A 25864-nucleotide genomic window follows, 5' to 3' on the forward strand; every position below is an offset into this window, starting at 1 on the left:
AAGGGCTTGTAAAAGGATTAAAAAAATGCTATGATTTGTCTGATTAAATTAAAGGAGTTTATTGTGATGAAGAATTCACAACTTAGCACTACGCGTATTTTAGCGATGTTAAGCATCTTAGTTCTTTCATTGGCGACACTGACGACAGTTTTCGCTACTGAAGTAACTCAATATACTATGCACACAGAAGTTAAGGTTGATGGTAAACCTATAACTGCGGACAAAAAGATTACGACTGGTCGTGTCTTGGAGGCAACAAATAGCCTTACTTTCCCAGACTCACAAGCGATTAATGCTGGGGATACTTTGACTTTGGACCTTCCAAAAGAATTGGAACTTGTTACTAAACTTGAGTTCCCAATCCTTCACGCCAACGGTGAAAAGGTTGGTGATGCCGTAACGGATCCAAAAACTGGTAAAGTAACCATTACTTTCACGGATTACTTCTCTAAAAACTACAAAGACAAAGTCATGTCTTTGAAATACTCAGTTCGTCCGAACGCAACAAATTTGAAAGAATCTGGTAAGTACACATTTAAGTTTGGTGAAGAAACTTACAATGTAACCTATGAGCAATACGTAGGTACTCCAGGTGACTATGAGTACAAATACGGTTACCAAGACAAAGAAAACCCTAAACGTATCAAATGGCGTATCCTTTTGAATGCTGTTCAAGATAAAATGGATAACATGGTTATCGAAGATGACTTCAGTGATAAAGGTCAAGTTCTTGTAGAAGGTACATTGCGTGCAGTTCGTTACCCAAAACAACCAAACAGAATCCAAAATGAAAATGAACTCTTCAAGTTGACTCCAGACGATAACTTCACTAAGACAGCTGAATTCACAAGAAATGCAGCAGGTCAAATCACAGGATTCAAATTTGAACTAAAAGAAGTTTGGGGCTGGCCAATTTGGATTGAGTATTCAACAGAACTTACAGAAGATCTTCCAGCAAAAACTAAAGTAGCTAACACATTGAAGTGGAAAGCAACTAACTTCCCTAATGAACGTACTATCACTAAATATACTCGTTTAGAGACTGGTTCAGGTGAAGGTAGCGGTGATAAGACTACAACAACGACAACAGAGTCAACAACTGCAGCTCCAACAACAACCACAACGACAACAGAGTCAACAACTGCAGCTCCAACAACAACCACAACGACAACAGAGTCAACAACTGCAGCTCCAACAACAACCACAACGACAACAGAGTCAACAACTGCAGCTCCAACAACAACCACAACGACTACTGAATCAACAACTGCATCAACAACAGAGTCAACAACGACTACTGAATCAACGACTGCATCAACAACAGAGTCAACAACGACTACTGAATCAACGACTGCATCAACAACAGAGTCAACAACGACTACTGAATCAACGACTGCATCAACAACAGAGTCAACAACGACTACTGAATCAACGACTGCATCAACAACAGAGTCAACAACGACTACTGAATCAACAACTGCATCAACAACAGAGTCAACAACGACTACTGAATCAACGACTGCATCAACAACAGAGTCAACAACGACTACTGAATCAACGACTGCATCAACAACAGAGTCAACAACGACTACTGAATCAACAACTGCAGCACCAACGACAACAGAAGCTCCAACAACAACAGAAGCTCCAACAACAGAAGCTCCTTCAGAAGTTACAACAACAACTGAGGCTCCAACAACGACTGAGGCTCCAAAACCTGCAGATACAACGACTACAACAGAAGAAGGACCAACTCTTCCATTTACTGGTGAAGCTACAAGCCTAGTACTTGTATTGGCAGGTGTGGTAATCTTGTCAGGTACTGTAGTAATGAAACGTAAATTTACTAAATAATATTAGATAAATTTCTTTAGAGAGGAGAGAGCATTGCTCTCTCCTTTTTTAAATGTTAAAATGATGGAATAGTAGATACTATCCTTCCCTTTTCAAGGGGAAACCCTACTTATCACAAAGTCACAAAGCCAACATTACAATACTAGCTAACGTAGCCGGTGGCAAACAACAAACAGAAGTTGGTTAAAAACATAGAGGAGAAATCAATAATGGAAAATTGGTTGACACAATGGCAGAAATTAAAGGAAAAATATCCGAAGGGTGTCCTTTATGTCAGTAGTGCCTTGCTACCAATGACCATCATGCTGGTGGTATGGTTTTTCATGGGGAGTTATCCTTTTGGAAATAAAAGTTTAATGACAGTTGTCTTTGATCAGCAGTATATTAGTTTTTATGGATTGCTAAAGAATGCCATTCTATCTGGTGATTTAAGTAGTCTGACATATTCCTTTACTAAATCTATAGGTGGAGATATGGTTGGTGAGTTGGGCTATTATTTGATGAGCCCTTTCAATGTTATTTATGTTCTGCTGCCTTTAAAATATATAGGGTTATCTGTTTTTCTAACAATCTGGCTCAGATATGGAGCTTTTGGACTTTCCTTTGCTCATCTCTTAATTAAACGTTATAAGGGTGCAGAGTCAAAACGATGGATGGTTCCCTTGTTTGCGACAGCTTATGCCCTGTCTGGTATGTTGGTATCCTACCAGATGAATGTTATCTTTTATGATGCCATGTTCATGCTTCCTCTTGTCATCCTATATCTAGAGCAGTTGTTAGATGGCAAAGCGGCTTATCCATATGCCTTTGTACTTGGTCTTACGGTATTCCTTCAATTCTACATGGGCTATATGATATCGCTATTTGTTGTCTTATATACCTGCTATTATCTTTCACCTCGTCTTTCTATCGAGGGGACATGGAAAGTAAAACTCAAACATTACGTCAAACCCTTATGGGATGTATTTCTCTACTCTATCCTAGGGTCTACTGCGGCTTCAATCTTATTTGTTCCAGTATTTTTCAACTTGATTGAAAGTAAGGGACAAGCAGGAGGGGCCATGACATTTTCCATGGCCTTTCAGATTAATCCCTTAGACATTTTATCCAAACTAACTATCGGGGGCTTTGATGCGCAATCAGGTTGGGCAGCTGGACCAAACCTGCCAAATATCTATATTGGAGCTCTCGGGTTTATCGGCTTTATCTTGTACTTTGTATCAAGAGAGATAGTCAAAGAAAGAAGATGGGCTGCGGGAGTGGTTACTCTCATCTTCTTTACTTCCTTTGTAAACGAATTTGTTAGTAAGATTTGGCATATGGGACAGAACCCTGCCGGATTCTTCTTCCGCTTCTCATGGTTATTCTCTTTCTTCATGCTGCTTCTAGCCTATCAAGCGTTAAAAGAGAAATTTAGAATCTCTCGCCGAGGGAAATTGCTATCAGTTGTAGCCCTAGTCTTATCGGCAATCTACCTCTATACTAAAGACTTTACCTATCTACCCAAAAAACAACCTGAGGCTCTAACTCTGTTTATCAATAGCCATTTTATTGCCATTGTGACACTGGTTGTATCAGCTACAGCTATAGGATTTTATCTATACTGGGAACGCTCTGCCAAGTCCCAGAAAGAAAAGGAGAGGGTATTGGTGATTGCGGCTGGATCTGTGGTGGTATTGCTGTTATTGTTGCAAACAGGTTATCTCTTTTCTCGTGTAGTCTTAACTCTACTCATTTACTTAGCTGTACTGGCCTTGCTACGTCCACGAATGATTCGCTTAGCTGTTGTCTTGTTATCAACTCTGACAGTATTTGAGTTAGGCTATAATGCCTATCTATCTCAAGTGACCTTTGGGTATGCAGATGTAGACAAGTTTGTAGATGCGACGGTATCTGTAAAACAAGTGACAGACGATGTTCAGAAACAAGCAGATCAACCATTCTACCGAATTGCTACAACCTTTGCCTATTCAAAAACAGTGCCATCGCTTGTTTCCTACCCAGGTTTAAGTACCTTCAGTTCAAGCTTAGAGCGTACGACCATGGATCAATTTGCCTTTATGGGTGACCAAGGGATTAATGCAGCGACAGAGTATGAAAATGGAACTCCTCTGACAGATGCCTTATACGGTGTTCGCTACTATATGGATGTCAAAGACCTGGATCCTACTGAGAAAGAAGCTCATCCTGAGAGAATGTATTTCACACGTTTTGCAAGTCGTTTTGATATGCAGCGTTATTTCACGCAGAAGGTCTACGAAGATGAACGCTATATCGTGTACGAAAATCCAAATTCTTTCCCATTAGCCTATGGAACAAATGATTTAGTAAGAAACATCAACTTTGGTAGAAACAACGCTATCCAAAATCAAAATATCATCCTTAACTCTATGGAAGGCGTGAAAAAAGGCGAAGAGAATTATCTCGACTACTTCAAACCCCTAGCTTACGGAGATGTTGAAACAGAAAATCTTACTGAGGAAAATGTCGACAAAGAAAAAGGAACTGCAGTCTACAAGCGGGTGGATTCTTCTAAGGATGCAATCGTTCGCTACCGAATTACTCCGCGAACAAACTTGACCTATTACTTCTTCGTACCAGCAAGTCTAAATTCAGAGAAAGATTACTCCGTCCTTCTGAACGGCAAGTGGTTCACTCATTCTAAGAGAAATACGCAACGTCAACTATGGCAAATCGCTGACAATGCAGAGAATCAAGAGTCTGTACTGGAGTTCCGCTTTAAAACAGACAAGGTTGACCTTTCAAACGCAGGAGTTTACCGCGCAGAAATCAGTCAAATTCAAAGTGCTTTAGAAAAGCGGAAGGAACAAGGTCTACAAGTTGAGAAATTCTCGAATACTCATATCGTCGGTTCAGTGAATATTACTGACGACAGTAAATACATGATGACCTCTATCCCTTATAGTGAGGGTTGGAAGGTGAAGGTGGATGGTAAGGATGTCCCTGTGACAAAAGCATGGAACAGCTTTATTTCATTCCCGATTACTTCTGGACAACACAAAGTAGAATTTGTCTTCTCTCAAAAAGGAAGGGTTACAGGTGCTGTATTGACTCTCATCAGTCTAACAACGCTTTATATCGTCAGAAGAAATTACAAGAAGGATGATAAAAACCAGCTGAAAGAAAATCAAGACGCTCCATCAGCTGAGTAAGCAATCTTTTATCAACTATAAAAAAATACGGTCAGGATACCATTCCTGACCGTTTTCTTTTACAAAATGACAAAAATCTTAAACTTTTTGACAAATATGCTTGTCAAAAATAAAAAGATGTGTTACAATGAAATCAAGTTAAGAAATAAAAAAATAGGAGGGAGCCACATGTGGGTATGGATTTTTTTCCTTTTCTCGTCTTGATTTATAGTAGTCAATCTAAAAAAATCAAGCGGTTAGAGAAGAGGTTAAAGGTAATCGAAAGAAAAGAGAAAGGAAATATAGATATGTCAAGATTATTGCAAGAATTAATTGGGAAAAGCCCAACAATCGTTGGACAAGTGTTTGGAACAAATTTATGGGAAGTTGTGGATGTTGATGAGGAATGGGTCAAACTACGTCATGTTGATAAAAAGGGGAAAGAAAAATTCAAGTTGCAACGTATTGAGGATATCCAAACTGTTGAATTTGACGGAGAGTAGGTGTGTGACATGCAACTAAAAAATCGTCTAAAAGAGCTTCGGGCTCGCGATGGCCTGAATCAAACCGAGCTGGCCAAACTAGCTGGCGTGTCCAGGCAAACCATCAGTTTGCTAGAACGGGATGAGTACACCCCATCCATCGTCATTGCCCTGAAGATTGCTCAGATATTCAATGAGCCGGTCGAGTCGGTCTTTCGCTTAGAGGAGGATGAGTGATGAACAAGTATAAAGTGATTTATTATCTATCTATAGTTGTGTTTATCGTAAATCTTTTGGCTATGATTGGAAGCCTATTTGGTTGGTTTACGTTCGTAGAAGGCAAGTACCTCTTCTGGAATAATATAGTGCTACTATTAGTCTTTAGATGGGTAGGGAAAAAGATAAAGTTTAAAGAGATTCTAAAAGGAGAAGAATTATGAAAGAATTTTTAGCAGGTTTTCAAGTAGATACTGAGCACAAAGAACTTGCAGGTGTTTGTGCGGGTCTAGGAAATTATTTTAACATCCAGACCAACGTCGTTCGTTTGATGACAGTCTTCTTGTTTCTTTCTTCAACGGAGATTGGGATTATAACAGTAACTCTCTATGCCTATCTAGCAGGTTGGCTTGGAAATGAGCCCTTGGGAGATGGAGCAAAAAAAGCAGGAAATCAAGCTATTCTCTTACTTGCTGTTTGTTTGATTTTGGTATCACTTGGAACAGAAGGCTTGACTGCTATCTTCGAATCAGGGAAAGCATTTGGTCAGTGGTTAGTTGGATTGGTTTAGAGGGAGGATGAATATGAAAAAGAAACGAATTTTATACTTCTTAGTGACTGTTGTTTTAGGCTATTTTACTGGTATGCTTGCAGGCCGTGCTTGGGCATTGGGGACAAGTTTTAATTTGAATACTCTAGTTCCTTGGATTTCAGCATCTTGTTTATTGATAGCTTTAATTAGCATTTTTTTAACTATCTATTTCTTAAAAAAGAGTCGGAAATTCCATGCTTTATATCAAATGGAAATAGATGACGATGTGAATAAAACTTATTATGTGCAAATGTATCGAAATCTTGAGTTCGGTACGCTTGCGTTTAACATTGCTTCAGTTATGACTATATTAGCTTTATTTATCTCTATGAATGAAGTGATAATACTCCATACAAGTTCTATCGTTCTAGGACTTTCTTTCCCAGCTCTTATTTTAGTTGCAGTACTTCAAAAATATCTTTTCAAGACGATTTCGATTGTTCGTCAGTTTGATTTGGCATTTTTCTCTATTCCAAAGGATGTGTTAGATTATATAAATTCTTACGACGAAGGAGAACGACAAGCTAATTTGGAACAGAGTTTTCGGGTTTTATTCCAATTAAACCAATATGTTTTACCAGGTTTGTATATTTTGATTGATATCGTTTCTGTACTAACAGGAGAAATTCAGTTATTAGCCCTATTAGCCGTAGCTGTTGTCCATGTTTATATCAATATAATGCAGATACCGATGATAAAACGTTATTTTAAATAGGAGAATATTATGAAAACACTTAAAAATATTGGATGGTTTACCCTTGCCTTCTTATCATTTCTTATGGTCTATAGTTTTATTCAGGGCGTAGGTTTAGCCGCCTTGATATTGGGAGCACCTAGCTACGTTGCTGTCCCTGTTTATGTCTTATTAGCAGGAATCTTCACCTTCGTTACCTACAAGTGGTATAAGACAGGAACTGTTACAATAGAAAAAACGGCCCTTAACAAATACATCTGGCTACCAGCTTTGGTATGGGTCCTTGTCATTGTTGCAGAAAACTTTTTACCACATGATCCATCAGTCAATCAAAAGATGGTAGAAGAATTGACTCATAATCAACCTCTTTTCTCTTTCTTTATGGTGGTTGTCTTTGCACCTCTGACAGAAGAGTTAACATTTAGAGGTATGTTAGCTCGCTTTGTCTTCCCTCAGCAAGATAACATCAAGCAAACAGCTATCTTTCTTCTTGTAAGTAGTCTCATTTTTGCTCTTGTTCATTTTCCTGGAACTCCACTACAGTTCCTAGTTTATGCTTCACTTGGATTTAGCATGGGCTTGGCTTATATCAGTAAAGGTGGTTTGGCTTATAGTATAGCCCTACATGCTTTGAATAATTTAATCGCATTTTTAATGATAGTCATGCTATAATAGACTCAGGAGGAAATCATGAAACGAGTACTATTATTAGCAGTTATTCAGGCTGTATTTCTCTTCTTTGTCATCGGCCTACTTGTCTATTTCATTAAGGGGGATTTCTTTTATAACAATCTAGCGATTATCTTTGCTCCTATCGCAGGAGTGATACGATTTGCGACAGCTTATGTGACAGAAATTGTCCTTCCTAAGAAAACAGAAGGGATTGCTGAAAAGCGTAAAAAATAAAGAAAACCTAAATCCAGCGAATGACTTTGCTGGATTTTTTCATTTATAAGAGGATTCTCTCAACTTTTCTGCTGATTTTCATGAAGAGCCTGCGCTTTTATGGTAAAATAGTAACAGAATACAAGAGGAGAGAAAACATGAAACGTAGTATGTATGCTGGTCGTGTTCGTGAGGAGCACATCGGACAAGAAATTACCTTGAAAGGATGGGTTGCCCGTCGTCGTGACTTGGGTGGATTGATCTTTATCGACCTTCGTGACCGTGAAGGGATCATGCAGTTAGTTATCAACCCTGAAAAAGTTTCTGCAGATGTGATGGCAACAGCTGAAAGCCTTCGTAGTGAATTTGTCATCGAGGTTACTGGTCAGGTTGCAGCACGTGAGCAGGCAAATGATAAACTGGCGACTGGAGCGGTTGAACTGAATGTAACGGCTCTTACTGTGCTTAATACAGCCAAAACAACACCATTTGAAATCAAGGATGGCATTGAGGCAAACGACGATACACGCCTACGTTACCGTTACCTTGACCTTCGTCGTCCAGAGATGTTGGAGAACCTTAAGCTTCGTGCCAAGGTGACACATTCGATCCGCAACTACTTGGACGAGTTGGAATTTATCGATGTGGAAACGCCATTCCTTTCTAAGTCAACACCAGAAGGGGCGCGTGACTACTTGGTGCCATCTCGTGTCAATAAAGGGCATTTTTACGCACTTCCTCAAAGTCCGCAGATTACAAAACAGTTGTTGATGAATGCTGGATTTGACCGTTACTACCAAATCGTCAAATGTTTTCGTGACGAAGACTTGCGCGGTGACCGCCAGCCTGAATTTACTCAGGTTGACTTGGAAACTTCATTCCTTACTGAGCAAGAAATCCAAGATATCACAGAAGGCTTGATTGCGCGCGTGATGAAGGAAACAAAAGGGATTGAAGTAACGCTGCCATTCCCTCGTATGAAGTATGATGATGCCATGGCTCTTTATGGTTCTGACAAGCCTGATACTCGTTTTGAGATGTTGCTTCAGGACTTGACAGATCTTGTCAAGGGTGTCGATTTCAAAGTCTTCTCAGAAGCACCTGCTGTTAAAGCCATTGTGGTCAAAGGTGCAGCAGACAACTACTCACGTAAAGACATCGACAAAATGACAGAAGTAGCCAAACAGTATGGTGCTAAAGGTCTTGCTTGGGTTAAGGTTGTTGATGGAGAATTGAACGGACCTGTTGCTAAATTCTTGACTAGCATTCAAGGCGATTTAATAAGTGCGCTTGGTCTTGGAGATAAAGACTTGGTTCTCTTTGTGGCTGACACGCTTGAAGTAGCCAATGCAACACTTGGGGCACTTCGTGGACGTATTGCCAAAGAGCTTGGCTTGATTGATAACGACAAATTTAACTTCCTCTGGGTAGTTGACTGGCCAATGTTTGAATGGTCTGAAGAAGAAGGTCGTTATATGAGCGCCCACCATCCATTTACGCTTCCTCAAGCAGAAACTGCTCATGAGCTTGAAGGTGATTTGGCCAATGTCCGTGCCATTGCCTACGATATCGTCTTGAACGGTTATGAGCTTGGCGGTGGTAGCCTTCGTATCAACCAAAAAGAACTCCAAGAACGCATGTTCAAGGCCCTAGGATTCTCAGTTGAAGAAGCTAATGACCAGTTTGGATTCCTTTTGGAAGCCATGGACTATGGATTCCCACCACACGGTGGCTTGGCTATCGGACTTGATCGCTTTGTAATGCTCTTAGCAGGCGAAGAAAATATCCGTGAAGTGATTGCCTTTCCTAAGAACAACAAAGCAACTGACCCAATGACCCAAGCGCCATCAACAGTAGCTCTTAAACAATTAGAAGAACTCAATCTACAAGTAGAACAAGATGAAACAAACGAAACTAACTAAAAAGTGGCACTATTATTTGCGCCGCTTTGCTCACCGAGTGAAGATTTTGCGTGTTTTGCAAAGTATCTCCCGAGAAAAATACGATGAAAAAATTTCAGCTTCTCTAGTATATGGTTTTCTATCAGCAGTAGCTGTCAATTTTTTCTTCCAACCAGGACATGTTTATTCAAGTGGAGCAACAGGTTTGGCTCAGATTATTTCTGCGCTTAGTAATCACTTGTTTGGCTTTTATTTCCCAATTTCAGTAGCATTTTACGCTATCAATATCCCGCTGATGATTTTAGCCTGGTACCAAATTGGATATAAGTTTACGATTTTTACCTTTATCACGGTATCCATGAGCTCGCTCTTTATCCAGTTTGTGCCAGTGGTGGTCTTGACAGAGGATCCAATCATCAATGCTCTCTTTGGTGGGGTCGTCATGGGACTGGGAATCGGCTTTGCTTTACGCCATAACATCTCCAGTGGTGGAACAGATATTGTCAGCCTGACTATTCGCAAGAAGACAGGTCGTAACGTTGGAAGCATCTCCTTCCTAGTGAACGGGACAATCATGCTGATTGCTGGCTTGACATTTGGTTGGAAATATGCCCTTTATTCCATGATTACGATCTTTGTCTCAAGCCGTGTAACAGATGCAGTTTTCACCAAACAGAAACGCATGCAGGCCATGATCGTCACTAGCAATCCTGACGCAGTCATTGAGAAAATCCATCACAAATTACACCGTGGTGCGACCATGATTCACGATGCGGAAGGGACCTATAACCATGAGCGTAAGGCAGTTTTGATAACGGTTATCACTCGCGCAGAGTTTAATGATTTTAAACTAATCATGAAACAAGTGGATCCGACAGCCTTTGTATCTGTCTCAGAAAATGTCCATATTCTTGGGCGATTTGTCGAAGTTGAAAACTAGTTGTTCAGGTAAATAGGATACAAAAAAACCAACTCAAAATAGAGAGTTGGTTTTTATTTTTCAACGATTTCGTGTGCGATCACCTGACGATAGCAGATTTGACGATTCTCTTTGACATCATTAATGATTTGAAGAATGGTTTCAAATGAAGTTCGACCAAGAGCAAGACTATTGATATCAACATAGGCAGCTAGATTCAATCTTGGATTGACCGAATCAAAGCTGAGAACCGGAACATCAAGCTGGTGTTCGTTGAGGTAATTACAGACACCTTCAGCTAAGAGGCTATCCGTTGTGATAATAGCATCGGTCTGAGGGTCGTGTTTAAAGAGTTGTTTACTAAAGTTATAGCCCTTTTCTTCTAGAAACTCGTCTGCAAAGAAGGTACGGTGACTATCGAGAGGCAGATTGTGTTCTTGAAGAGCTTGCTCGTAACCTGTCAGACGGTCCTGGGTAACGAAGAGTTTCTTGGTACCACCAATGAAAGCAATGCGACTACAACCTTTTTTGATGAAATATTCGGTCGCATCAAATCCGGCTTGGATGTTATCATTATCAACAAGCGGAATGAAAGGAGAAAGTGATTTTCCAAGAATGAGGAAGGGGAATTGCTCCTCGACAACCAGTTGTACCAAGGGATCATTTTCTTGAGCATACAAGAAGATAAGTCCATCCACACGTTTTCCGTAGACCATTTGTGAAATGGCGTTTAAACGCTCTTTTTCATCCTTACCAGTCGCAATCTGAATGGCATAGTGATTTTCCGAGGCAACCTGTGCAATCCCTCTAAGAACAGAAGGGAAGAAAGGGTTTTGGTAGAAAACATCTGAATCATCTGGAAGGACTAAGCCAATAACTTGCGTATAACTGCTAACAAGACTTCGAGCATTAAGATTAGGATGATAATTGAGCTCTTTCATTGCTTTTCGAACTCGTTTTTTTGTTTCGTCACTAATCGTTGATTTGTTTTGAATAACACGGGTTACGGTTGAAGGAGAAACTCCTGCAGCCTTGGCCACGTCTTTAATCGTAACAGGCATAATAATCTCCTACTTATGGTAGTCTGGATCACGAAAATGCGTTTTGTAAAAGATAGTGACCAGGTACAGAACAAATAAAATATTTTGAATAGTAATCAAAGTTGACATGTTTTGGCCTAGGAGACCGAGAATCATGGCAAGCAAAGTTGGTAATCCTAAACAATTCAAGATGAAATGATAGCACTCTTTATAGGTCTTAAATGAGAAGAGACGAGATTTTTTCGTGAAGTAGAGCAGAAGGCTAGCACCTAAAGCTACAATGAAAAAATTGAGTCCAAATAGAAAACCAGCAACTAAGACTAGGAAGAGGCTGATATAGACGCGGTTCTGTTGATACCAGTCTTTAGAAATAGCCTGAGTCAAGCTTTCCTTGCTTTGGAAACTATCAGTTGTGATAGCATGATAGCGAATGCTGGTTAGTTCTTTTCCTTGCTTACTGATGACGAGATGCTCGGGTTCAAAGCTAAGAAGTAATTCCTTAGGGAAACTTGAACTAGCAGTAGCCCCGATTTGTACAGAAGCTTGATGAGGAGTCGAACCAGTATAGCTTAGTTTACCATCTACAATCTGAGCATTGGTAGCTAGATCCTGAACGACTTCGTCCGTCAAAGGAGCATAGACATCATCGATGAACGTCTCTAAAGGATAGGTTTCCTGAGAACTGTTCTGGATAGCAATAGGCACCATGGATAAGCTAATCAAGAAAATACTGGTAAAAATCAGTTGAAACCAGTTTAGACCAAAACGATGAGAGAGGGGCTTACGAAATCCCCAAATACTATTAAAATAAGAAAATGGATATGGTAACATAAATCTCTTTCTATAGGCATTTTTCTATATGAGTATTATATAGAGAAATGTTTTTTATTTCAAGCGGGGATAGTAGAATCCTTGGTAAAAGTGAATGATTGTTATGATTCGTCCACTAACTAACAAGGTAATCTCAGCAAGCTCTTGTTTCTCACCAGACAATCGATGTACAAGTTCAAAAATGAAAAAGGGTGGCGGGGGTATATTACCCCTTGTCGCCACCGCTTGTAAGTCCTGAAACGAAGTTCTTTTGCAAGAAGAAGAAAAGTGTACAGATTGGAAGAGCGATGAGGATAGCACCTGCTGAGAAGTAGGCGATCTTCAAGTTCTTCGCATTGCTGACGAAGGTTTGTAGACCAACGGCAACTGTATAGTATTCTTTTTCACGAAGCAAGAAACTAGAGAGGATATAGTCTCCGAAAGGTCCCATGAAGGCCCAGAGTGCTTGTACAGCAACCATTGGGCGAACAAGAGGGAGAACGATTTGCCAGAAGCGGCGGAAATGTCCTGCACCATCAAGTTTTGCAGACTCATCAAGAGACATTGGCACGGTGTCAAAGTAACCTTTCATCAACCAAGCATTCATCGGGATACCTCCACCAACGTAGAGGAAGATGAGGAACCAGCTTTGGTTAAGGGCGTTCAACATGAGGGCCATAACGAAGAAGGCAGTCAAAGCGGCCATTGTTGGCACCATTTGGATAATCAAGAAGAAGACCAAACTTTGTTTACGAGCCAAGAAGTTGTAACGGCTATAGGCATAACCAGCAAGTACGATAATACTTGTCTGAACAACCATAGTGATCAAAGCGATGATCAAAGTGTTGAGGTACCATGTGCCGTACAAGGTTTCTGTAAAGAGCCCTTTGAAGTTATCAAGACTGAAATTGACATTGCTGTCGAGTTTGAAGGCCACAACGTTACCGGCCTTAAAGGCTGACATAATCGTGATTAAAAGAGGATAGATAATAACGATTGAAAGTCCAATTAAGTAAAGATAAGTAAGGGTTTGAGACAGTCTACGTTTGATTTTGACTGAGTTATTCATCTTAGACGTCCTCCATATCAAATGCGTGTAGTTTCTTGAATGCAATCATAGAAATAGAGATGACGATGATTGAAATAATCAAGGTAACGGCAGCTGCCATAGAGTATTGAGGAGCTGTACCAGTTGTCAGACGGTAGATCCATGAGATCAAGATATCGGTTGAACCAGCTCCACCACCGACACTACCAGGACCACCACCATTGAAGAGGTACATGATAGAGAAGTTGTTGAAGTTGAAGGTGTATTGGCTAATCAAAGTAGGCGCCGCAACAGCCAAAATCATAGGGAAAGTGATGTTACGGAATTTTTGCCAAGCGTTTGCACCGTCGATATAAGCTGCTTCATACAAGTCATTTGGAATAGACTGTAGGATACCGAGAGTCAAGACGTAGATATAAGGGAAACCAAGCCATCCTTGCATCATAATCAAGGCAATTTTAGTCCAAGTTGGATTTGTCTTCCAAGGAATAAGAACGCCATCTAAGAAAGGAAGAACCTTAGCAAAAAGTGGCAAAACTTGAGTATTGATAGCACCAACACTATCGTTGAACATGTTTGAGAATGTCAAGATAGTGATGAAGGCTGGAACCGCCCAAGGTAGAAGGAAGATAACACCAAAGATACGTTTACCCTTGATGAATGGTTGGTTAGCAATAATAGCTGTAAAGATACCGAGTACGATTTGCAAAGTAGATGCAGATAAAGCCCAGATAATAGTCCAAGAAAGAACAGAACCGAAGGCTGAACGGAAGGTACTCAAGCTCCAGATATTTGTGAAGTTAGTCAATCCAACCCAATCCAATAATTTATTTGGTGGTAAGTGTTGGAAATCGTAGTTAGTAAAGGCAATCATCAAGGTTACAATAACCGGGAAGATGATGGCAAATGTCATGGCAACGTAAGATGGAATGATAAGCAAGTAAGGGAATCCATTTTCATAGATACCTTTAATCATATCCTTAAGTGTCAATGGGACAGGGATGCCATTATTGATACGTTTTGCAATAGTGTGAGCATCTTTAATATTGAGAATATAAAAGGCTAGATAAACAATTACAAAAATAGAGTGGAATGCACCACGAATCAACATGAAGAGAGAGTTGTCACGGCCAGGTTTTTCACCAAGCGTGATTAAGTTGCTCAATTCAGGTGCTGCAAGTACTATAAAATAGAGGACAAAAGCCACTGTTACAGCAAGGAAGATAAAACCTTTAGCTTTTTGTTTGTTGTAGATTTGTCCCAACCCAGGAATCAATGAAAGCAAGGCTGCTTTTTTTGGTTGTTGTTCCATGAGTGCTCCTTTCATAAGATACGAGCATTGAGCTCGATGCTAATCAGCAAAATTGCTGAAAACATTGTCAATATATCTAAAAATCAAGGGAGATGTTTAAATTATCTCCCTTGAATCAATCAATTAGTTACCAAATTTTTGTTGGATTGTTTCTTTGATCAATGTTACAGCATCATTAGCAGCTGTTTTAGCATCTTTCTTACCACTTACAGCTTCAAAGAGCATTGTTTTAGCTGGATCCCAAACTGTTGACATTTGAGAGATGTTTGGCATTGGTTGTGCGTTCTTGAACTGCTCGATAACAGCTGTAGTCAACTCATCGTTTTTACCTTCAGCATAAGCACGAGCTTCAGTGTTAGCTGGGATTTCGTTAGTAGCATCGTAGAATGCTTTTTGTTGGTCAGTTGAAACAAGGAAGTCTACAAATTTTTGAGCGCCTTCAAGATTCTTAGTGCTTGATGGGATGATCCAAGCTTTACCACCACCAAAGGCTGCGTAGTTTTTACCGTTTGGAAGAGTTGGGATAGTTGCAACACCGTAGTTTACTTTAGCATCTTTGAATGCTTGAGCTTTCCAAGGACCATCGATGATAGCAGCTGTTTTACCTTCTTGGAATTGAGTTTGGATCAAGTTTCCAGCACCTTCAGTATCTTGCATACCTTTAGGCCATTTTTCGTACCAAGTTTTAGCGTATTCGATACCTGCGATAGCACCATCGTTAGCAAGACCGATATCTTTAGGATCTTTACCGTTGTCACCAAATACGTAAGCTCCGTTACCAGCAAGAAGTCCGTATGCATAGTAGAAGTTAGTCCAGTCAGCTAGGAAAGCAGTAGTTTTACCTTCTTCACCAGCGAAAGCGTATTTGCTATCTTTAGCAAGGTTTTCTAAGTCAGCAAATGTTTTTGGAGCTTCTTTAATCAAGTCTTTGTTGTAGTATAGAACAAGTGACTCAATAACAGCTGGAGCACCGTAAACTTTACCACCAACAGTTACAAGAGATTTAGTAGTGTCATCAGTTTTAGCACCGTCGCTCAAAGTTACTTCTGAAAGTTGTCCGTCAGTACCAAGGCTACCTACACGGTCGTATGGAGCCATCATAACGTCAGCGGCTTGACCTGATTGGTTGTCAAGTGAAAGTTTGTCAAGTCCACCAAGTTGGTCACCAGATTTGATGTTAACTTTTGTTCCTGATTCTTTTTCATAAGCAGCAGCAACTTTCTCAGCGTAAGCTTTATATTGGTCTTCAACGTAGAAAGTAATTTCTTTGCTTCCTGATGCAGATGAATCAGCTGCTTTATCAGCGGTTTTGCTTCCGCAAGCTACCAAAAGCAAGCTAGCAAGAGTAGCAGTACCAAGTACAGCAGCGCTCTTCATGAATTTAGTTGACATAGTGTATTCCTCCTAAAGAATAACAAATTTTAATTTCGAGGAAACGCAAACGTTTTCCCTTATGACCTTAGTATAGTACAAACAGAAAACGGTTGCAAGCATTTTTTTGAAAAAATTTTAAAAAGCTTGTGACTGGCTAATTCCTAAAATTGTTTGTATAATAGAAGAGAAATAGGAAATCGTGTAAATTTCAATTCAAAAATAATCGAAGGGAAACGATTGCATAAATAGAAGACGAAACAAAGGGAGGGGGAAATTTAAAATATAGGGAATTTCCGATTTCGGAAATAAAAAGTAGGGAAAAAGTTTTTTTTACAAACGCTTGCATTTATTTTAGAAATGGGGTATACTTGACTTAGCGCAAACGTTTGCGCAAAATTGAAATAATTAACAATATAAACACTTGAGGTGCTAATATGAAAAAACGTCAAAGCGGTGTGTTGATGCACATCTCATCACTTCCAGGAGCATACGGAATCGGATCATTTGGTCAAAGCGCCTATGATTTCGTTGACTTCTTGGTTCGTACAAAGCAACGTTACTGGCAAATCCTTCCTTTGGGAACAACTAGCTACGGAGATTCTCCTTACCAATCATTCTCAGCCTTTGCTGGAAACACTCATTTTATCGACCTTGATATTTTGGTGGAGCAAGGTTTGTTGGAAGCAAGTGATCTTGAAGGTGTGGACTTTGGTAGCAACCCAACTGAAGTTGACTACGCTAAAATCTACTATGCACGTCGTCCACTTCTAGAGAAAGCTGTCAAACGTTTCCTTGAAGCTGGAGATGTCAAAGACTTCGAAAAATTTGCTCAAGAAAATCAATCATGGCTTGAACTATTTGCAGAGTACATGGCTATCAAGGAACATTTTGATAATCTTGCTTGGACAGAATGGCCAGATGCAGATGCTCGTGCTCGTAAAGCTTCAACTCTTGAAAGCTACCGTGAACAATTGACAGACAAACTTGTTTTCCACCGAGTAACCCAATATCTCTTCTTCCAACAATGGTTGAAATTGAAAGCATACGCTAACGAAAACCACATCGAGATTGTGGGGGATATGCCAATCTATGTTGCTGAAGATTCAAGCGATATGTGGGCAAATCCACACCTCTTTAAAACTGATGAAAACGGAAAAGCAACTTGCATTGCAGGATGCCCACCAGATGAGTTTTCTGAGACTGGTCAGCTTTGGGGTAACCCAATCTATGACTGGGAAGCAATGGATCGCGATGGTTACAAGTGGTGGATTGAACGCTTGCGTGAAAGCTTTAAGATTTACGACATCGTGCGTATCGACCACTTCCGTGGATTTGAGTCTTACTGGGAAATCCCTGCGGGTTCTGAAACAGCGGCACCTGGTAAATGGGTGAAAGGACCTGATTACAAACTCTTTGCAGCGGTTAAAGAAGAACTTGGTGACTTGAACATCATTGCAGAAGACCTTGGATTTATGACTGACGAAGTTATCGAGCTTCGCGAGCGCACTGGCTTCCCAGGAATGAAAGTCCTTCAATTTGCCTTCAATCCAGAGCACGAAAGTATCGACAGCCCACACTTGGCACCAGCTAACTCAGTTATGTACACAGGAACACACGATAACAATACAGTTCTTGGTTGGTACCGTAATGAGATTGACGATCCAACTCGTGAATACATGGCTCGTTACACGAACCGTAAAGAGTATGAAACAGTGCCACACGCAATGCTTCGCACAGTATTTTCATCAGTTAGCTTCATGGCTATCGCTACCATGCAAGACTTGCTAGAGTTGGATGGTTCAGCTCGTATGAACTTCCCATCTACTCTTGGTGGAAACTGGTCATGGCGTATGACAGAGGATCAATTGACTCCTGCTGTCGAAGAAACTTTGCTTGACTTGACTACAATTTATCGCCGAATCAATGAAAATTTGGTAGAATTAAAGAAATAAGACATTATCAGGAGACACAAAAATGTTACCATTAAAAGAATTTGTACAAAATCGTTACAATAAATCTATCGCAGAATGTAGTAACGAAGAGCTTTACCTTGCTCTTCTTAACTACAGCAAACTTGCTAGCAGCCAAAAACCAGTGAACACTGGTAAGAAAAAAGTTTACTATATCTCAGCTGAGTTCTTGATTGGTAAACTCTTGTCAAACAACTTGATTAACCTTGGTCTTTATGACGAAGTTAAAAAAGAACTTGCTGATGCAGGTAAAGAGTTAATCGAAATCGAAGAAGTAGAATTGGAACCATCACTTGGTAACGGTGGTTTGGGACGTTTGGCAGCCTGCTTTATCGACTCAATCGCTACACTTGGTTTGAATGGTGACGGTGTTGGTTTGAACTACCACTTCGGTCTTTTCCAACAAGTGCTTAAAAACAACCAACAAGAAACAATCCCTAACGCTTGGTTGACTGACCAAAACTGGTTGGTTCGTTCAAGCCGTAGCTACCAAGTACCATTTGCACACTTCACATTGACATCTACTCTTTACGATATCGATGTACCTGGTTACAAAACAGCTACTAAAAACCGCTTGCGTTTGTTTGACTTGGATTCAGTTGATTCATCTATCATTGAAGATGGCATTAACTTTGATAAGACAGACATCGCTCGCAACTTGACTCTTTTCCTTTACCCAGACGATAGCGACAAACAAGGTGAATTGCTCCGTATCTTCCAACAATACTTCATGGTTTCAAACGGTGCTCAATTGATCATCGATGAAGCAATCGAAAAAGGAAGCAACTTGCATGACCTTGCTGACTACGCAGTTGTACAAATCAACGATACTCACCCATCAATGGTGATTCCTGAGTTGATCCGTCTTTTGACTGAACGTGGTATCGAACTTGATGAAGCAATCTCTATCGTTCGTAGCATGACTGCTTACACAAACCACACAATCCTTGCTGAAGCCCTTGAAAAATGGCCTCTTGAATTCTTGGAAGAAGTGGTTCCTCACTTGGTACCAATTATCAAAGAATTGGACCGTCGTGTTCGTACTGAATACAAAGATCCAGCTGTTCAAATCATTGATGAACACGATCGTGTACACATGGCTCACATGGATATCCACTATGGATACAGCGTAAACGGAGTTGCGGCTCTTCACACTGAAATCTTGAAGAACTCTGAGTTGAAAGCTTTCTACGATCTTTACCCAGAAAAATTCAACAACAAAACAAACGGTATTACTTTCCGTCGTTGGCTCATGCATGCTAACCCAAGCTTGTCTCACTACTTGGATGAGATCCTTGGACGCGAATGGCACCATGAAGCTTCTAAATTGGAAGACCTTCTTTCTTACGAAGACAAGGCTGCTGTCAAAGAAAAATTGGAAAGCATCAAAGCCCACAACAAACGTAAATTGGCTCGTCACTTGAAAGAACACCAAGGTGTGGAAATCAATACTAACTCTATCTTTGATATCCAAATCAAACGTCTTCACGAGTACAAACGTCAACAAATGAACGCTTTGTATGTGATTCACAAATACTTGGACATTAAGGCTGGTAACATCCCTGCTCGTCCAATCACAGTCTTCTTTGGTGGTAAAGCAGCTCCTGCCTACACAATCGCTCAAGACATCATCCACTTGATCCTTTGCTTGTCAGAAGTGATTGCTAACGACCCAGCAGTAGCTCCACACTTGCAAGTGGTAATGGTTGAAAACTACAACGTTACTGCAGCAAGTTTCCTTATCCCAGCATGTGACATATCAGAACAAATCTCACTTGCTTCTAAAGAAGCTTCAGGTACTGGTAACATGAAATTCATGTTGAACGGAGCTTTGACTCTTGGTACTATGGACGGGGCTAACGTGGAAATCGCTGAGTTGGTTGGCGATGAAAACATCTACATCTTCGGTGAAGATTCAGAAACTGTTATCGATCTTTACGCAAAATCAGCTTACAAATCAAGCGAATTCTACGCTCGTAAAGCGATCAAACCATTGGTTGACTTTATCGTGAGCGACGCTGTTCTTGCAGTTGGTAAGATTGAACGCTTGGAACGTCTTTATAACGAATTAATCAACAAAGACTGGTTCATGACTCTTCTTGACTTGGAAGACTACATCAAAGTTAAAGAGCAAATGTTGGCTGACTACGAAGACCGTGACGCATGGTTGGACAAAGTTATCGTTAACATTTCTAAAGCAGGATTCTTCTCATCTGACCGTACAATCGCTCAGTATAACGAAGATATCTGGCACTTGAACTAAGATATACAATTTAATAGTTATTACACTATCTAGCAAAAAAGCGAGTTTCAATTGAAATTCGCTTTTTTTTTGAATGTTATGGATTTGAGGTTGACTGGTCTCAAAAGAAAAAATAATTTGTCAATAATTTCTAGCCTTAAAAATCAAACCTAGAGAACACTAAGAAGGCTGATTAAGTCTAAGGTTCTTCTTAGCTGTACCTCAAATTTCTTGTATTCGTTTACAAATAGTATTATAATAGTATTATAGTAAAGAAAGAGGGTGTTTTTATGTGGAAAAAATATTTTTCAAAATATAAATGGACTGATTTATTTTGGATTCTTTTTGTAATTTGGTCATGCCTTTATATGGGCAATAGCATTTCGTTTCCACTGACTCATCAAGAAATCTCTTTTCATGGATGTTGTTATGGGACATCACTTGCCTTATATCACTTGCTATTTATTGATAAATTTGTCATTTCAAATCGAAAATAAATGGAGAGGTCAAAATTTTTTATACTTTTCGGAAAGACAGTGAAAAATCGTGTTTTAAACCCGCATCTCAAGAAGAGGTGCGGGCTTTGTAGTATCTCAAGAATTTATTTACAGTGCTTTTCCGACCAGAATCTCTGCTTCGATGGTAATCTCTGTCAGTTTGCTCCAGTCAATCTTGCTCTGGTCAACGTGAAAGAGTAGAGGAGTCATGCTGAGTAGGGCTTGGAGTTGCTCTGCTGTGATAGACTTAGTCAGAGAGGCCGTTTGGCTAGATAGGATGGTAAAGTGTTCTTGGAAATGATTTTTGATATCTTGGTTGGAATAATCCTTCTTTGTCAGCTGGTCTTGTACCTTTTGGCGGATTTCTTTGAGGTGATTTTCAGTTGGGATAACCTTTATCAAGATACCGTCTTTGGATAAAACGCGACGAAATTCTCCATAGTTGGCAGGTGAAAAGATATCTAGTAGAATATCCATGCTGGCGTCTTTTATAGGGAGACGAGCTAGGTCGCCAACGAACCAATTGACTGCCCAGTTGGGTTCGCTCTTGGCAGCGATTTGGACTGAATCTTTGGAAATATCAAAGGCATAGAAGGTTTTGTCAGGATGACTTTCTTGGAGTTTGCGAGAATAGAATCCTTCGCCACAACCGATATCTAAGACAGTTTTTGCAGATGGATTAGCTGCTAGTAAGTCCGATACACCTTCTAAAATAGCCTGATAAAAGCCAGCTTCTAGGATTTGTTGACGGTTTTGAAAATTTTCCTTGTCGTAGTTGGTAGATTGCTTGATTTGAGGAGCTAGGTTGACATAGCCGAATTTCGCCAAGTCAAAAGAATGGCGATTGTTGCATTTGAGACTAGTCTCTACCAGAGTCAGATTTTCTTGACAGATAGGGCAGGTAAAGGCACTAGCAGAAGCAAAGCGTTGGAGTTTGGGTTTGAGGTTTGTATTCATAGTTTAAGTGTATCAAAAGAGACAAATGAAAGCAACCTTAGGATGATTTGTAATAGAATTAAATAGTAGTATAATTACTTTTCAAAGTACCAAAATTAAATTGCTTTTATATACAAATTAATATATAATAATAGCTAGGAGGAAATAAGTATGTTAAAAGAAGTATTAAGCGTCGCAAAAGTTGCGAAAAAATCATCACTCTTTTTGGGTGGTGTTGCATTTGGTACCCTTGGTTTGAAAATCTTAGCAAGTAAGGAAGCTAAAAAAGGTTATTCTAAAGCTTTGGCTAAGGCTTACAAATTAAAGGACGAGCTAGATGCATCTGTTTCTGTTGTGAAGCAACATGGAGACGATGTCTTGCAAGATGCCAAATATTTGTACGAGCAAGAGAAAAAAGAAGAGCAATTAGATAGCCTTATAGGGGAATAATATGTCTTTTAAAGTGCTACATAGAGGATACCAACATATCCGACTATCATCATCTTTCTCGCTCACCTTGGATATTCAAGACTATCTTCGTTCCTTGGCGAGAGATGAAAAGGGAATTGAGTCTATCCAGTTTTACATGGATCAACAGCACTTTACTCTACGTATAAAAGAAGGCTTCTCTGTATTAGACAATGCAGAAGCCTTTTTAAAAAGAATTGATAAAGGGAAAGTTTCTGAGTTGATGACTCTTCCCATTCGTAGAGAAGAGAGTGCTTATTCTATTGTTTCAGGTGCAGCGATTAAGCGTATATTTTTTCGTAGTTTTGTGCCGTATCCTATTCGCTATATATGGACTTGTTATCAGGCTTTGGGTTATGTTAGAGAAGCCTATCAGACCCTAGCGCGTAAGGAACTAACGATGGAGGTCTTGGACTGTTCGGCTATTTTATTATCTTTATTTATGAACCAATCCAAGACGGCAAGTAATATCATGTTTATGCTTGATTTGGGGAATCATTTAGATCAGTGGTCCTTGAAAAAAACTGCAACAGATTTAGAACAAAGCCTTCTTGCAAAAGAGAGCGATGTATTCTTGGTACAGGGTGATACGGTTGTTAGTATCAAGAGTTCCGATGTTCAAATAGGAGATGTCTTGGTCCTATCTCAAGGAAATGAAATTCTGTTTGATGGACAAGTAGTTTCAGGTTTAGGTATGGTCAACGAAAGTTCCTTGACAGGAGAGAGTTTTCCAGTTGAAAAAAGAGAGTCTGATTTGGTTTGTGCAAATACAGTATTAGAAACTGGAGAGTTGCGTATTCGTGTAACCGATAATCAGATGAACAGCCGTATTTTACAGCTGATTGAGTTGATGAAGAAATCTGAAGAAAACAAGAAAACGAAACAACGCTATTTCATCAAGATGGCGGACAAGGTTGTCAAATATAATTTCTTGGGTGCTGGTCTGACTTACCTATTAACAGGTTCTTTTTCTAAGGCTATTTCTTTCCTATTGGTCGATTTCTCCTGCGCTTTGAAAATCTCTACTCCTGTAGCTTATTTGACAGCTATCAAGGAGGGGTTGAACCGTGAAATGGTGATTAAGGATGGGGATGTTCTGGAGAAATACCTGGAAGTTGATACTTTCTTGTTTGACAAGACGGGAACAATCACAACTAGTTATCCGATAGTTGAAAAGGTGTTACCTTTTGGGGACTATAGTGAGGAGGATATTCTCAGAATCAGTGCCTGTCTTGAGGAGCACATCTATCATCCTATTGCTAATGCCATCGTCAAGCAAGCTGAGATAGAGGGAATTGAACATGAGGAAATGCATGGGAAACTCCAATATATCGCAAGCAAGGGGATCAAATCTCATATAGATGGGCAACCAGTTCTTATTGGGAATTATGTCTTGATGCAGGATGAACAGATTCATATCAGTTCAGAACAAAATGCTTTAATTGAAGAGTACAAGAGTCACTACAATCTCTTATTCTTAGCCTACCAGAATGAATTGATTGGAATGTTCTGCATTCATACTCCTTTGAGAAAAGAAGCAAAAGCAGCCTTGGAGAAACTTAAGGCACAAGGGAAAAAATTGATTCTGGCAACAGGGGACACCTTGGTTAGGACAGAGGAATTAGTCAAAGATTTGCCCTTTGATCAGGTCTATACAGACTTGAAACCTGATGGAAAATTTGAGTTAGTAGAGGAACTGCAGAAAGCAGGTCACACTATTTTGATGGTTGGAGATGGCTTGAATGACTCAGCGGCTCTAACCCTATCAGATATCGGTGTGGTGATGAATGAGAGTGCAGATATTTCTAAGCAGATGAGCGATATCTTATTGTTAGATAATCGTTTGGATTTCTTCCAAGAGTTGGATTCGCTATCATCATCTTTGCAAACACTCATCAAGAAGAATATTCAAGATACCGTTGTCGTAAATAGTAGTTTGATTGGCTTTGGCTTGTTTAACTGGCTCAGCCCTTCAAATCTTTCTATCTTACATAATCTAACAACCTTACGCATTGTACTGCGTAGCCTGTCTATTAAGGGATAGGTGGGGACTATTCACAGCAAAAAGGAGTTACCTTTCTCGAGGGTAACTCCTTAGTTTATAAGAAAATATTTAATAGGTTAATAAGTCAAAACAAAGTATTTTTTCTTACCGCGACGGATAACGGTCAATTCATTTTCTAATTTATCGCTATCACTCAAGACATAGTCAAGGTCTTGGATGCGGTCGCCGTTGACGTAGATGGCACCGTTTTGAATATCTTCACGGGCTTGACGTTTTGAGTTAACCACGCCAGAAGATACGAGAAGTTCAACGATGTTGTGATTTTCATCTGCTTGTACTTGGTAGTTTGGTACGCCACGAAGTCCTTGTTTGAGTTCTTTGACAGAAAGTTTTTTGATATTTCCTGCAAAGAGTTGTTCAGTGATGTTAAGGGCTTCTTTGTAGGCCTCTTCTCCGTGGACAAGAGTTACGACTTCACGAGCCAAGACTTTTTGAGCCAAGCGTTCGTGTGGTGCAGCTTCGAATTGTTTACGGATGTCTTCAATCTCGTCTAATGACAAGAAAGTAAAGATTTTCAAGAAGCGAACAGCGTCAGCGTCCATGACGTTCATCCAGAATTGGTACATTTCGTATGGAGAAGTCTTTTCAGGGTTGAGCCAGACTGCATTTCCTTCTGATTTACCAAATTTCTTACCAGTTGCGTCTGTAATCAGTGGAACAGTAATTACGTGACCAGTCTTGTCAGCCTTACGACGAAGCAACTCAGTACCAGCAGTCATATTTCCCCATTGGTCAGAACCACCGATTTGCAGGGTAACATTGTGATCTTGGTTAAGGACAAAGAAGTCGTAACCTTGCATGATTTGGTAGGCAAACTCAGTGTAAGAAATCCCTGTTTCGATCCGTTTCTTCACAGACTCCTTGCTCATCATGTAGTTGACAGTGAAGTATTTTCCGATATCACGGAGGAAGTCAATGAAGCTGATGCTGCCAAACCAGTCGTAGTTGTTGACCATGACAGCTTTATTTTCACCATTTTCAAAATCAAGAAAGCGAGAAAGTTGTCCTTGGATAGACTTGACCCAGCCATCTACTGTGTCTTTTGTTTGGAGACTACGCTCAGCATCTTTGAAGGACGGATCTCCGATGAGACCTGTAGCACCGCCAACGAGCGCATAAGGTTTGTGACCTGCTAACTGCAAGCGACGACTTGTCAAGATTGCGACAAGGTGGCCTAGGTGAAGGCTGTCAGCAGTTGGATCGTAGCCAGTATAATAAGAAACTTGACCTTCTTCTAGGGCTTTACGCAAAGCTTCTTCATCAGTCGTTTGAAAAATCAAACCACGCTCTTTTAGCTCATCAAAAATGTGCATGTGTCTTTTCTCCTTTATAAAATATTGTTTCTACCTATTGTACCACAAACTTGGTAAATAACCTAGTAAAATCGGGAAGAAAGTTGCTGCTTGG

At 40.0% G+C, this 25864-nt stretch carries 22 protein-coding genes and 1 pseudogene; 16 read left to right on the forward strand and 7 right to left on the reverse strand.

The genetic code is table 11. The annotated features are described in order from the left end of the window. The first annotated feature begins 66 nt into the window (after positions 1-66). From SPAR10_RS02445 to SPAR10_RS02490, 11 genes and pseudogenes are all read left to right on the forward strand, one after another. The gene (locus tag SPAR10_RS02445) at positions 67-1854 is read left to right on the forward strand and encodes an Ig-like domain-containing protein (protein WP_004250443.1); all 1788 of its coding nucleotides are present in this window, start codon (positions 67-69) and stop codon (positions 1852-1854) included. Between the two features lie 209 nt (positions 1855-2063). Continuing rightward, entirely contained in the window at positions 2064-5027 is a 2964-nt protein-coding gene (pgfM1, locus tag SPAR10_RS02450) for a glycosyltransferase PgfM1 (RefSeq protein ID WP_004250446.1), read from the forward strand. Between the two features lie 66 nt (positions 5028-5093). Beyond that, positions 5094-5509: pseudogene (locus tag SPAR10_RS11315) on the forward strand (hypothetical protein). Positions 5510-5518: 9 nt separating this feature from the next. Continuing rightward, on the forward strand, positions 5519-5725 hold the full coding sequence (locus SPAR10_RS0101770) for a helix-turn-helix transcriptional regulator (RefSeq protein ID WP_001176235.1): 207 nt from the start codon (positions 5519-5521) through the stop codon (positions 5723-5725). Continuing rightward, complete coding sequence (locus tag SPAR10_RS02460) at positions 5725-5928, forward strand: hypothetical protein (RefSeq protein WP_004250450.1); 204 nt, start codon at positions 5725-5727, stop codon at positions 5926-5928. Before SPAR10_RS0101770 ends, SPAR10_RS02460 begins: the two co-directional genes overlap by 1 nt. Next, positions 5925-6275, forward strand: coding sequence for a PspC domain-containing protein (locus tag SPAR10_RS02465; protein ID WP_004250451.1), 351 nt, complete (start codon positions 5925-5927; stop codon positions 6273-6275). The genes SPAR10_RS02460 and SPAR10_RS02465 overlap by 4 nt, the downstream gene beginning before the upstream one ends. 13 nt (positions 6276-6288) lie before the next feature. Further along, positions 6289-7011, forward strand: a complete 723-nt coding sequence (locus SPAR10_RS02470) for a DUF3169 family protein (RefSeq protein WP_004250452.1) — start codon at positions 6289-6291, stop codon at positions 7009-7011. 9 nt (positions 7012-7020) lie between these two features. Further along, positions 7021-7662, forward strand: coding sequence for a CPBP family intramembrane glutamic endopeptidase (locus SPAR10_RS02475; protein ID WP_004250453.1), 642 nt, complete (start codon positions 7021-7023; stop codon positions 7660-7662). Between the two features lie 18 nt (positions 7663-7680). Beyond that, entirely contained in the window at positions 7681-7896 is a 216-nt protein-coding gene (locus SPAR10_RS02480; RefSeq protein ID WP_004250454.1) for a hypothetical protein, read from the forward strand. Between the two features lie 137 nt (positions 7897-8033). Next, positions 8034-9797: an aspartate--tRNA ligase gene (aspS, locus tag SPAR10_RS02485; RefSeq protein ID WP_004250455.1), complete on the forward strand. Its 1764-nt coding sequence runs from the start codon at positions 8034-8036 to the stop codon at positions 9795-9797. Beyond that, positions 9775-10716 (forward strand): YitT family protein, encoded by a 942-nt coding sequence (locus SPAR10_RS02490; protein WP_004250457.1) that lies wholly within the window; start codon positions 9775-9777, stop codon positions 10714-10716. Before aspS ends, SPAR10_RS02490 begins: the two co-directional genes overlap by 23 nt. 53 nt (positions 10717-10769) lie before the next feature. On the opposite strand, the gene SPAR10_RS02495 is transcribed toward SPAR10_RS02490, so the two are convergent. The 5 genes from SPAR10_RS02495 to SPAR10_RS02515 form a co-directional block, all read right to left on the reverse strand. After that, positions 10770-11756 (reverse strand): LacI family DNA-binding transcriptional regulator, encoded by a 987-nt coding sequence (locus tag SPAR10_RS02495; RefSeq protein WP_004250458.1) that lies wholly within the window; start codon positions 11754-11756, stop codon positions 10770-10772. Between the two features lie 9 nt (positions 11757-11765). Then, complete coding sequence (locus tag SPAR10_RS02500; RefSeq protein WP_004250460.1) at positions 11766-12566, reverse strand: DUF1189 domain-containing protein; 801 nt, start codon at positions 12564-12566, stop codon at positions 11766-11768. Positions 12567-12771: 205 nt separating this feature from the next. Then, positions 12772-13614, reverse strand: a complete 843-nt coding sequence (locus SPAR10_RS02505) for a sugar ABC transporter permease (RefSeq protein WP_004250462.1) — start codon at positions 13612-13614, stop codon at positions 12772-12774. Between the two features lies 1 nt (position 13615). Continuing rightward, a complete protein-coding gene (locus tag SPAR10_RS02510; RefSeq protein ID WP_004250464.1) occupies positions 13616-14905 on the reverse strand; it encodes a carbohydrate ABC transporter permease in 1290 nt (429 codons plus the stop codon). Positions 14906-15028: 123 nt separating this feature from the next. Next, positions 15029-16297 (reverse strand): extracellular solute-binding protein, encoded by a 1269-nt coding sequence (locus SPAR10_RS02515; RefSeq protein WP_004250466.1) that lies wholly within the window; start codon positions 16295-16297, stop codon positions 15029-15031. Between the two features lie 416 nt (positions 16298-16713). Between SPAR10_RS02515 and malQ the strand changes: the two genes are divergently transcribed. The 3 genes from malQ (at position 16714) to SPAR10_RS11320 (ending at position 20988) form a co-directional block, all read left to right on the forward strand. Further along, on the forward strand, positions 16714-18231 hold the full coding sequence (malQ, locus tag SPAR10_RS02520) for a 4-alpha-glucanotransferase (RefSeq protein WP_004250468.1): 1518 nt from the start codon (positions 16714-16716) through the stop codon (positions 18229-18231). A gap of 22 nt (positions 18232-18253) precedes the next feature. Beyond that, positions 18254-20512: a glycogen/starch/alpha-glucan family phosphorylase gene (glgP, locus tag SPAR10_RS02525; RefSeq protein WP_004250470.1), complete on the forward strand. Its 2259-nt coding sequence runs from the start codon at positions 18254-18256 to the stop codon at positions 20510-20512. A 269-nt stretch (positions 20513-20781) separates the two neighbouring features. Beyond that, complete coding sequence (locus SPAR10_RS11320) at positions 20782-20988, forward strand: hypothetical protein (protein WP_080581390.1); 207 nt, start codon at positions 20782-20784, stop codon at positions 20986-20988. Between the two features lie 108 nt (positions 20989-21096). Here SPAR10_RS11320 and SPAR10_RS02530 read toward each other — a convergent pair whose 3' ends face one another. After that, positions 21097-21945 (reverse strand): putative RNA methyltransferase, encoded by an 849-nt coding sequence (locus SPAR10_RS02530; protein WP_004250472.1) that lies wholly within the window; start codon positions 21943-21945, stop codon positions 21097-21099. A 150-nt stretch (positions 21946-22095) separates the two neighbouring features. Between SPAR10_RS02530 and SPAR10_RS02535 the strand changes: the two genes are divergently transcribed. Then, on the forward strand, positions 22096-22374 hold the full coding sequence (locus SPAR10_RS02535) for a DUF6110 family protein (protein WP_000910903.1): 279 nt from the start codon (positions 22096-22098) through the stop codon (positions 22372-22374). A 1-nt stretch (position 22375) separates the two neighbouring features. Further along, a complete protein-coding gene (locus SPAR10_RS02540) occupies positions 22376-24436 on the forward strand; it encodes a heavy metal translocating P-type ATPase (RefSeq protein WP_004250474.1) in 2061 nt (686 codons plus the stop codon). 77 nt (positions 24437-24513) lie between these two features. On the opposite strand, the gene tyrS is transcribed toward SPAR10_RS02540, so the two are convergent. Next, entirely contained in the window at positions 24514-25770 is a 1257-nt protein-coding gene (tyrS, locus tag SPAR10_RS02545; protein ID WP_004250476.1) for a tyrosine--tRNA ligase, read from the reverse strand. Between the last annotated feature and the right edge of the window lie 94 nt (positions 25771-25864).

Origin of the sequence: Streptococcus infantis SPAR10, assembly GCF_000279535.1 — a bacterium.
GTDB classification, from domain to species: domain Bacteria; phylum Bacillota; class Bacilli; order Lactobacillales; family Streptococcaceae; genus Streptococcus; species Streptococcus infantis_I.

What these genes read in the sequence shown, in the direction of transcription:
- SPAR10_RS02445 (WP_004250443.1), top strand. Translation starts at nt 67, where the DNA reads ATGAAGAATTCACAACTTAGCACTACGCGTATTTTAGCGATGTTAAGC.
- pgfM1 (WP_004250446.1), top strand. Translation starts at nt 2,064, where the DNA reads ATGGAAAATTGGTTGACACAATGGCAGAAATTAAAGGAAAAATATCCG.
- SPAR10_RS0101770 (WP_001176235.1), top strand. Translation starts at nt 5,519, where the DNA reads ATGCAACTAAAAAATCGTCTAAAAGAGCTTCGGGCTCGCGATGGCCTG.
- SPAR10_RS02460 (WP_004250450.1), top strand. Translation starts at nt 5,725, where the DNA reads ATGAACAAGTATAAAGTGATTTATTATCTATCTATAGTTGTGTTTATC.
- SPAR10_RS02465 (WP_004250451.1), top strand. Translation starts at nt 5,925, where the DNA reads ATGAAAGAATTTTTAGCAGGTTTTCAAGTAGATACTGAGCACAAAGAA.
- SPAR10_RS02470 (WP_004250452.1), top strand. Translation starts at nt 6,289, where the DNA reads ATGAAAAAGAAACGAATTTTATACTTCTTAGTGACTGTTGTTTTAGGC.
- SPAR10_RS02475 (WP_004250453.1), top strand. Translation starts at nt 7,021, where the DNA reads ATGAAAACACTTAAAAATATTGGATGGTTTACCCTTGCCTTCTTATCA.
- SPAR10_RS02480 (WP_004250454.1), top strand. Translation starts at nt 7,681, where the DNA reads ATGAAACGAGTACTATTATTAGCAGTTATTCAGGCTGTATTTCTCTTC.
- aspS (WP_004250455.1), top strand. Translation starts at nt 8,034, where the DNA reads ATGAAACGTAGTATGTATGCTGGTCGTGTTCGTGAGGAGCACATCGGA.
- SPAR10_RS02490 (WP_004250457.1), top strand. Translation starts at nt 9,775, where the DNA reads ATGAAACAAACGAAACTAACTAAAAAGTGGCACTATTATTTGCGCCGC.
- SPAR10_RS02495 (WP_004250458.1), bottom strand. Translation starts at nt 11,756, where the DNA reads ATGCCTGTTACGATTAAAGACGTGGCCAAGGCTGCAGGAGTTTCTCCT.
- SPAR10_RS02500 (WP_004250460.1), bottom strand. Translation starts at nt 12,566, where the DNA reads ATGTTACCATATCCATTTTCTTATTTTAATAGTATTTGGGGATTTCGT.
- SPAR10_RS02505 (WP_004250462.1), bottom strand. Translation starts at nt 13,614, where the DNA reads ATGAATAACTCAGTCAAAATCAAACGTAGACTGTCTCAAACCCTTACT.
- SPAR10_RS02510 (WP_004250464.1), bottom strand. Translation starts at nt 14,905, where the DNA reads ATGGAACAACAACCAAAAAAAGCAGCCTTGCTTTCATTGATTCCTGGG.
- SPAR10_RS02515 (WP_004250466.1), bottom strand. Translation starts at nt 16,297, where the DNA reads ATGTCAACTAAATTCATGAAGAGCGCTGCTGTACTTGGTACTGCTACT.
- malQ (WP_004250468.1), top strand. Translation starts at nt 16,714, where the DNA reads ATGAAAAAACGTCAAAGCGGTGTGTTGATGCACATCTCATCACTTCCA.
- glgP (WP_004250470.1), top strand. Translation starts at nt 18,254, where the DNA reads ATGTTACCATTAAAAGAATTTGTACAAAATCGTTACAATAAATCTATC.
- SPAR10_RS11320 (WP_080581390.1), top strand. Translation starts at nt 20,782, where the DNA reads ATGTGGAAAAAATATTTTTCAAAATATAAATGGACTGATTTATTTTGG.
- SPAR10_RS02530 (WP_004250472.1), bottom strand. Translation starts at nt 21,945, where the DNA reads ATGAATACAAACCTCAAACCCAAACTCCAACGCTTTGCTTCTGCTAGT.
- SPAR10_RS02535 (WP_000910903.1), top strand. Translation starts at nt 22,096, where the DNA reads ATGTTAAAAGAAGTATTAAGCGTCGCAAAAGTTGCGAAAAAATCATCA.
- SPAR10_RS02540 (WP_004250474.1), top strand. Translation starts at nt 22,376, where the DNA reads ATGTCTTTTAAAGTGCTACATAGAGGATACCAACATATCCGACTATCA.
- tyrS (WP_004250476.1), bottom strand. Translation starts at nt 25,770, where the DNA reads ATGCACATTTTTGATGAGCTAAAAGAGCGTGGTTTGATTTTTCAAACG.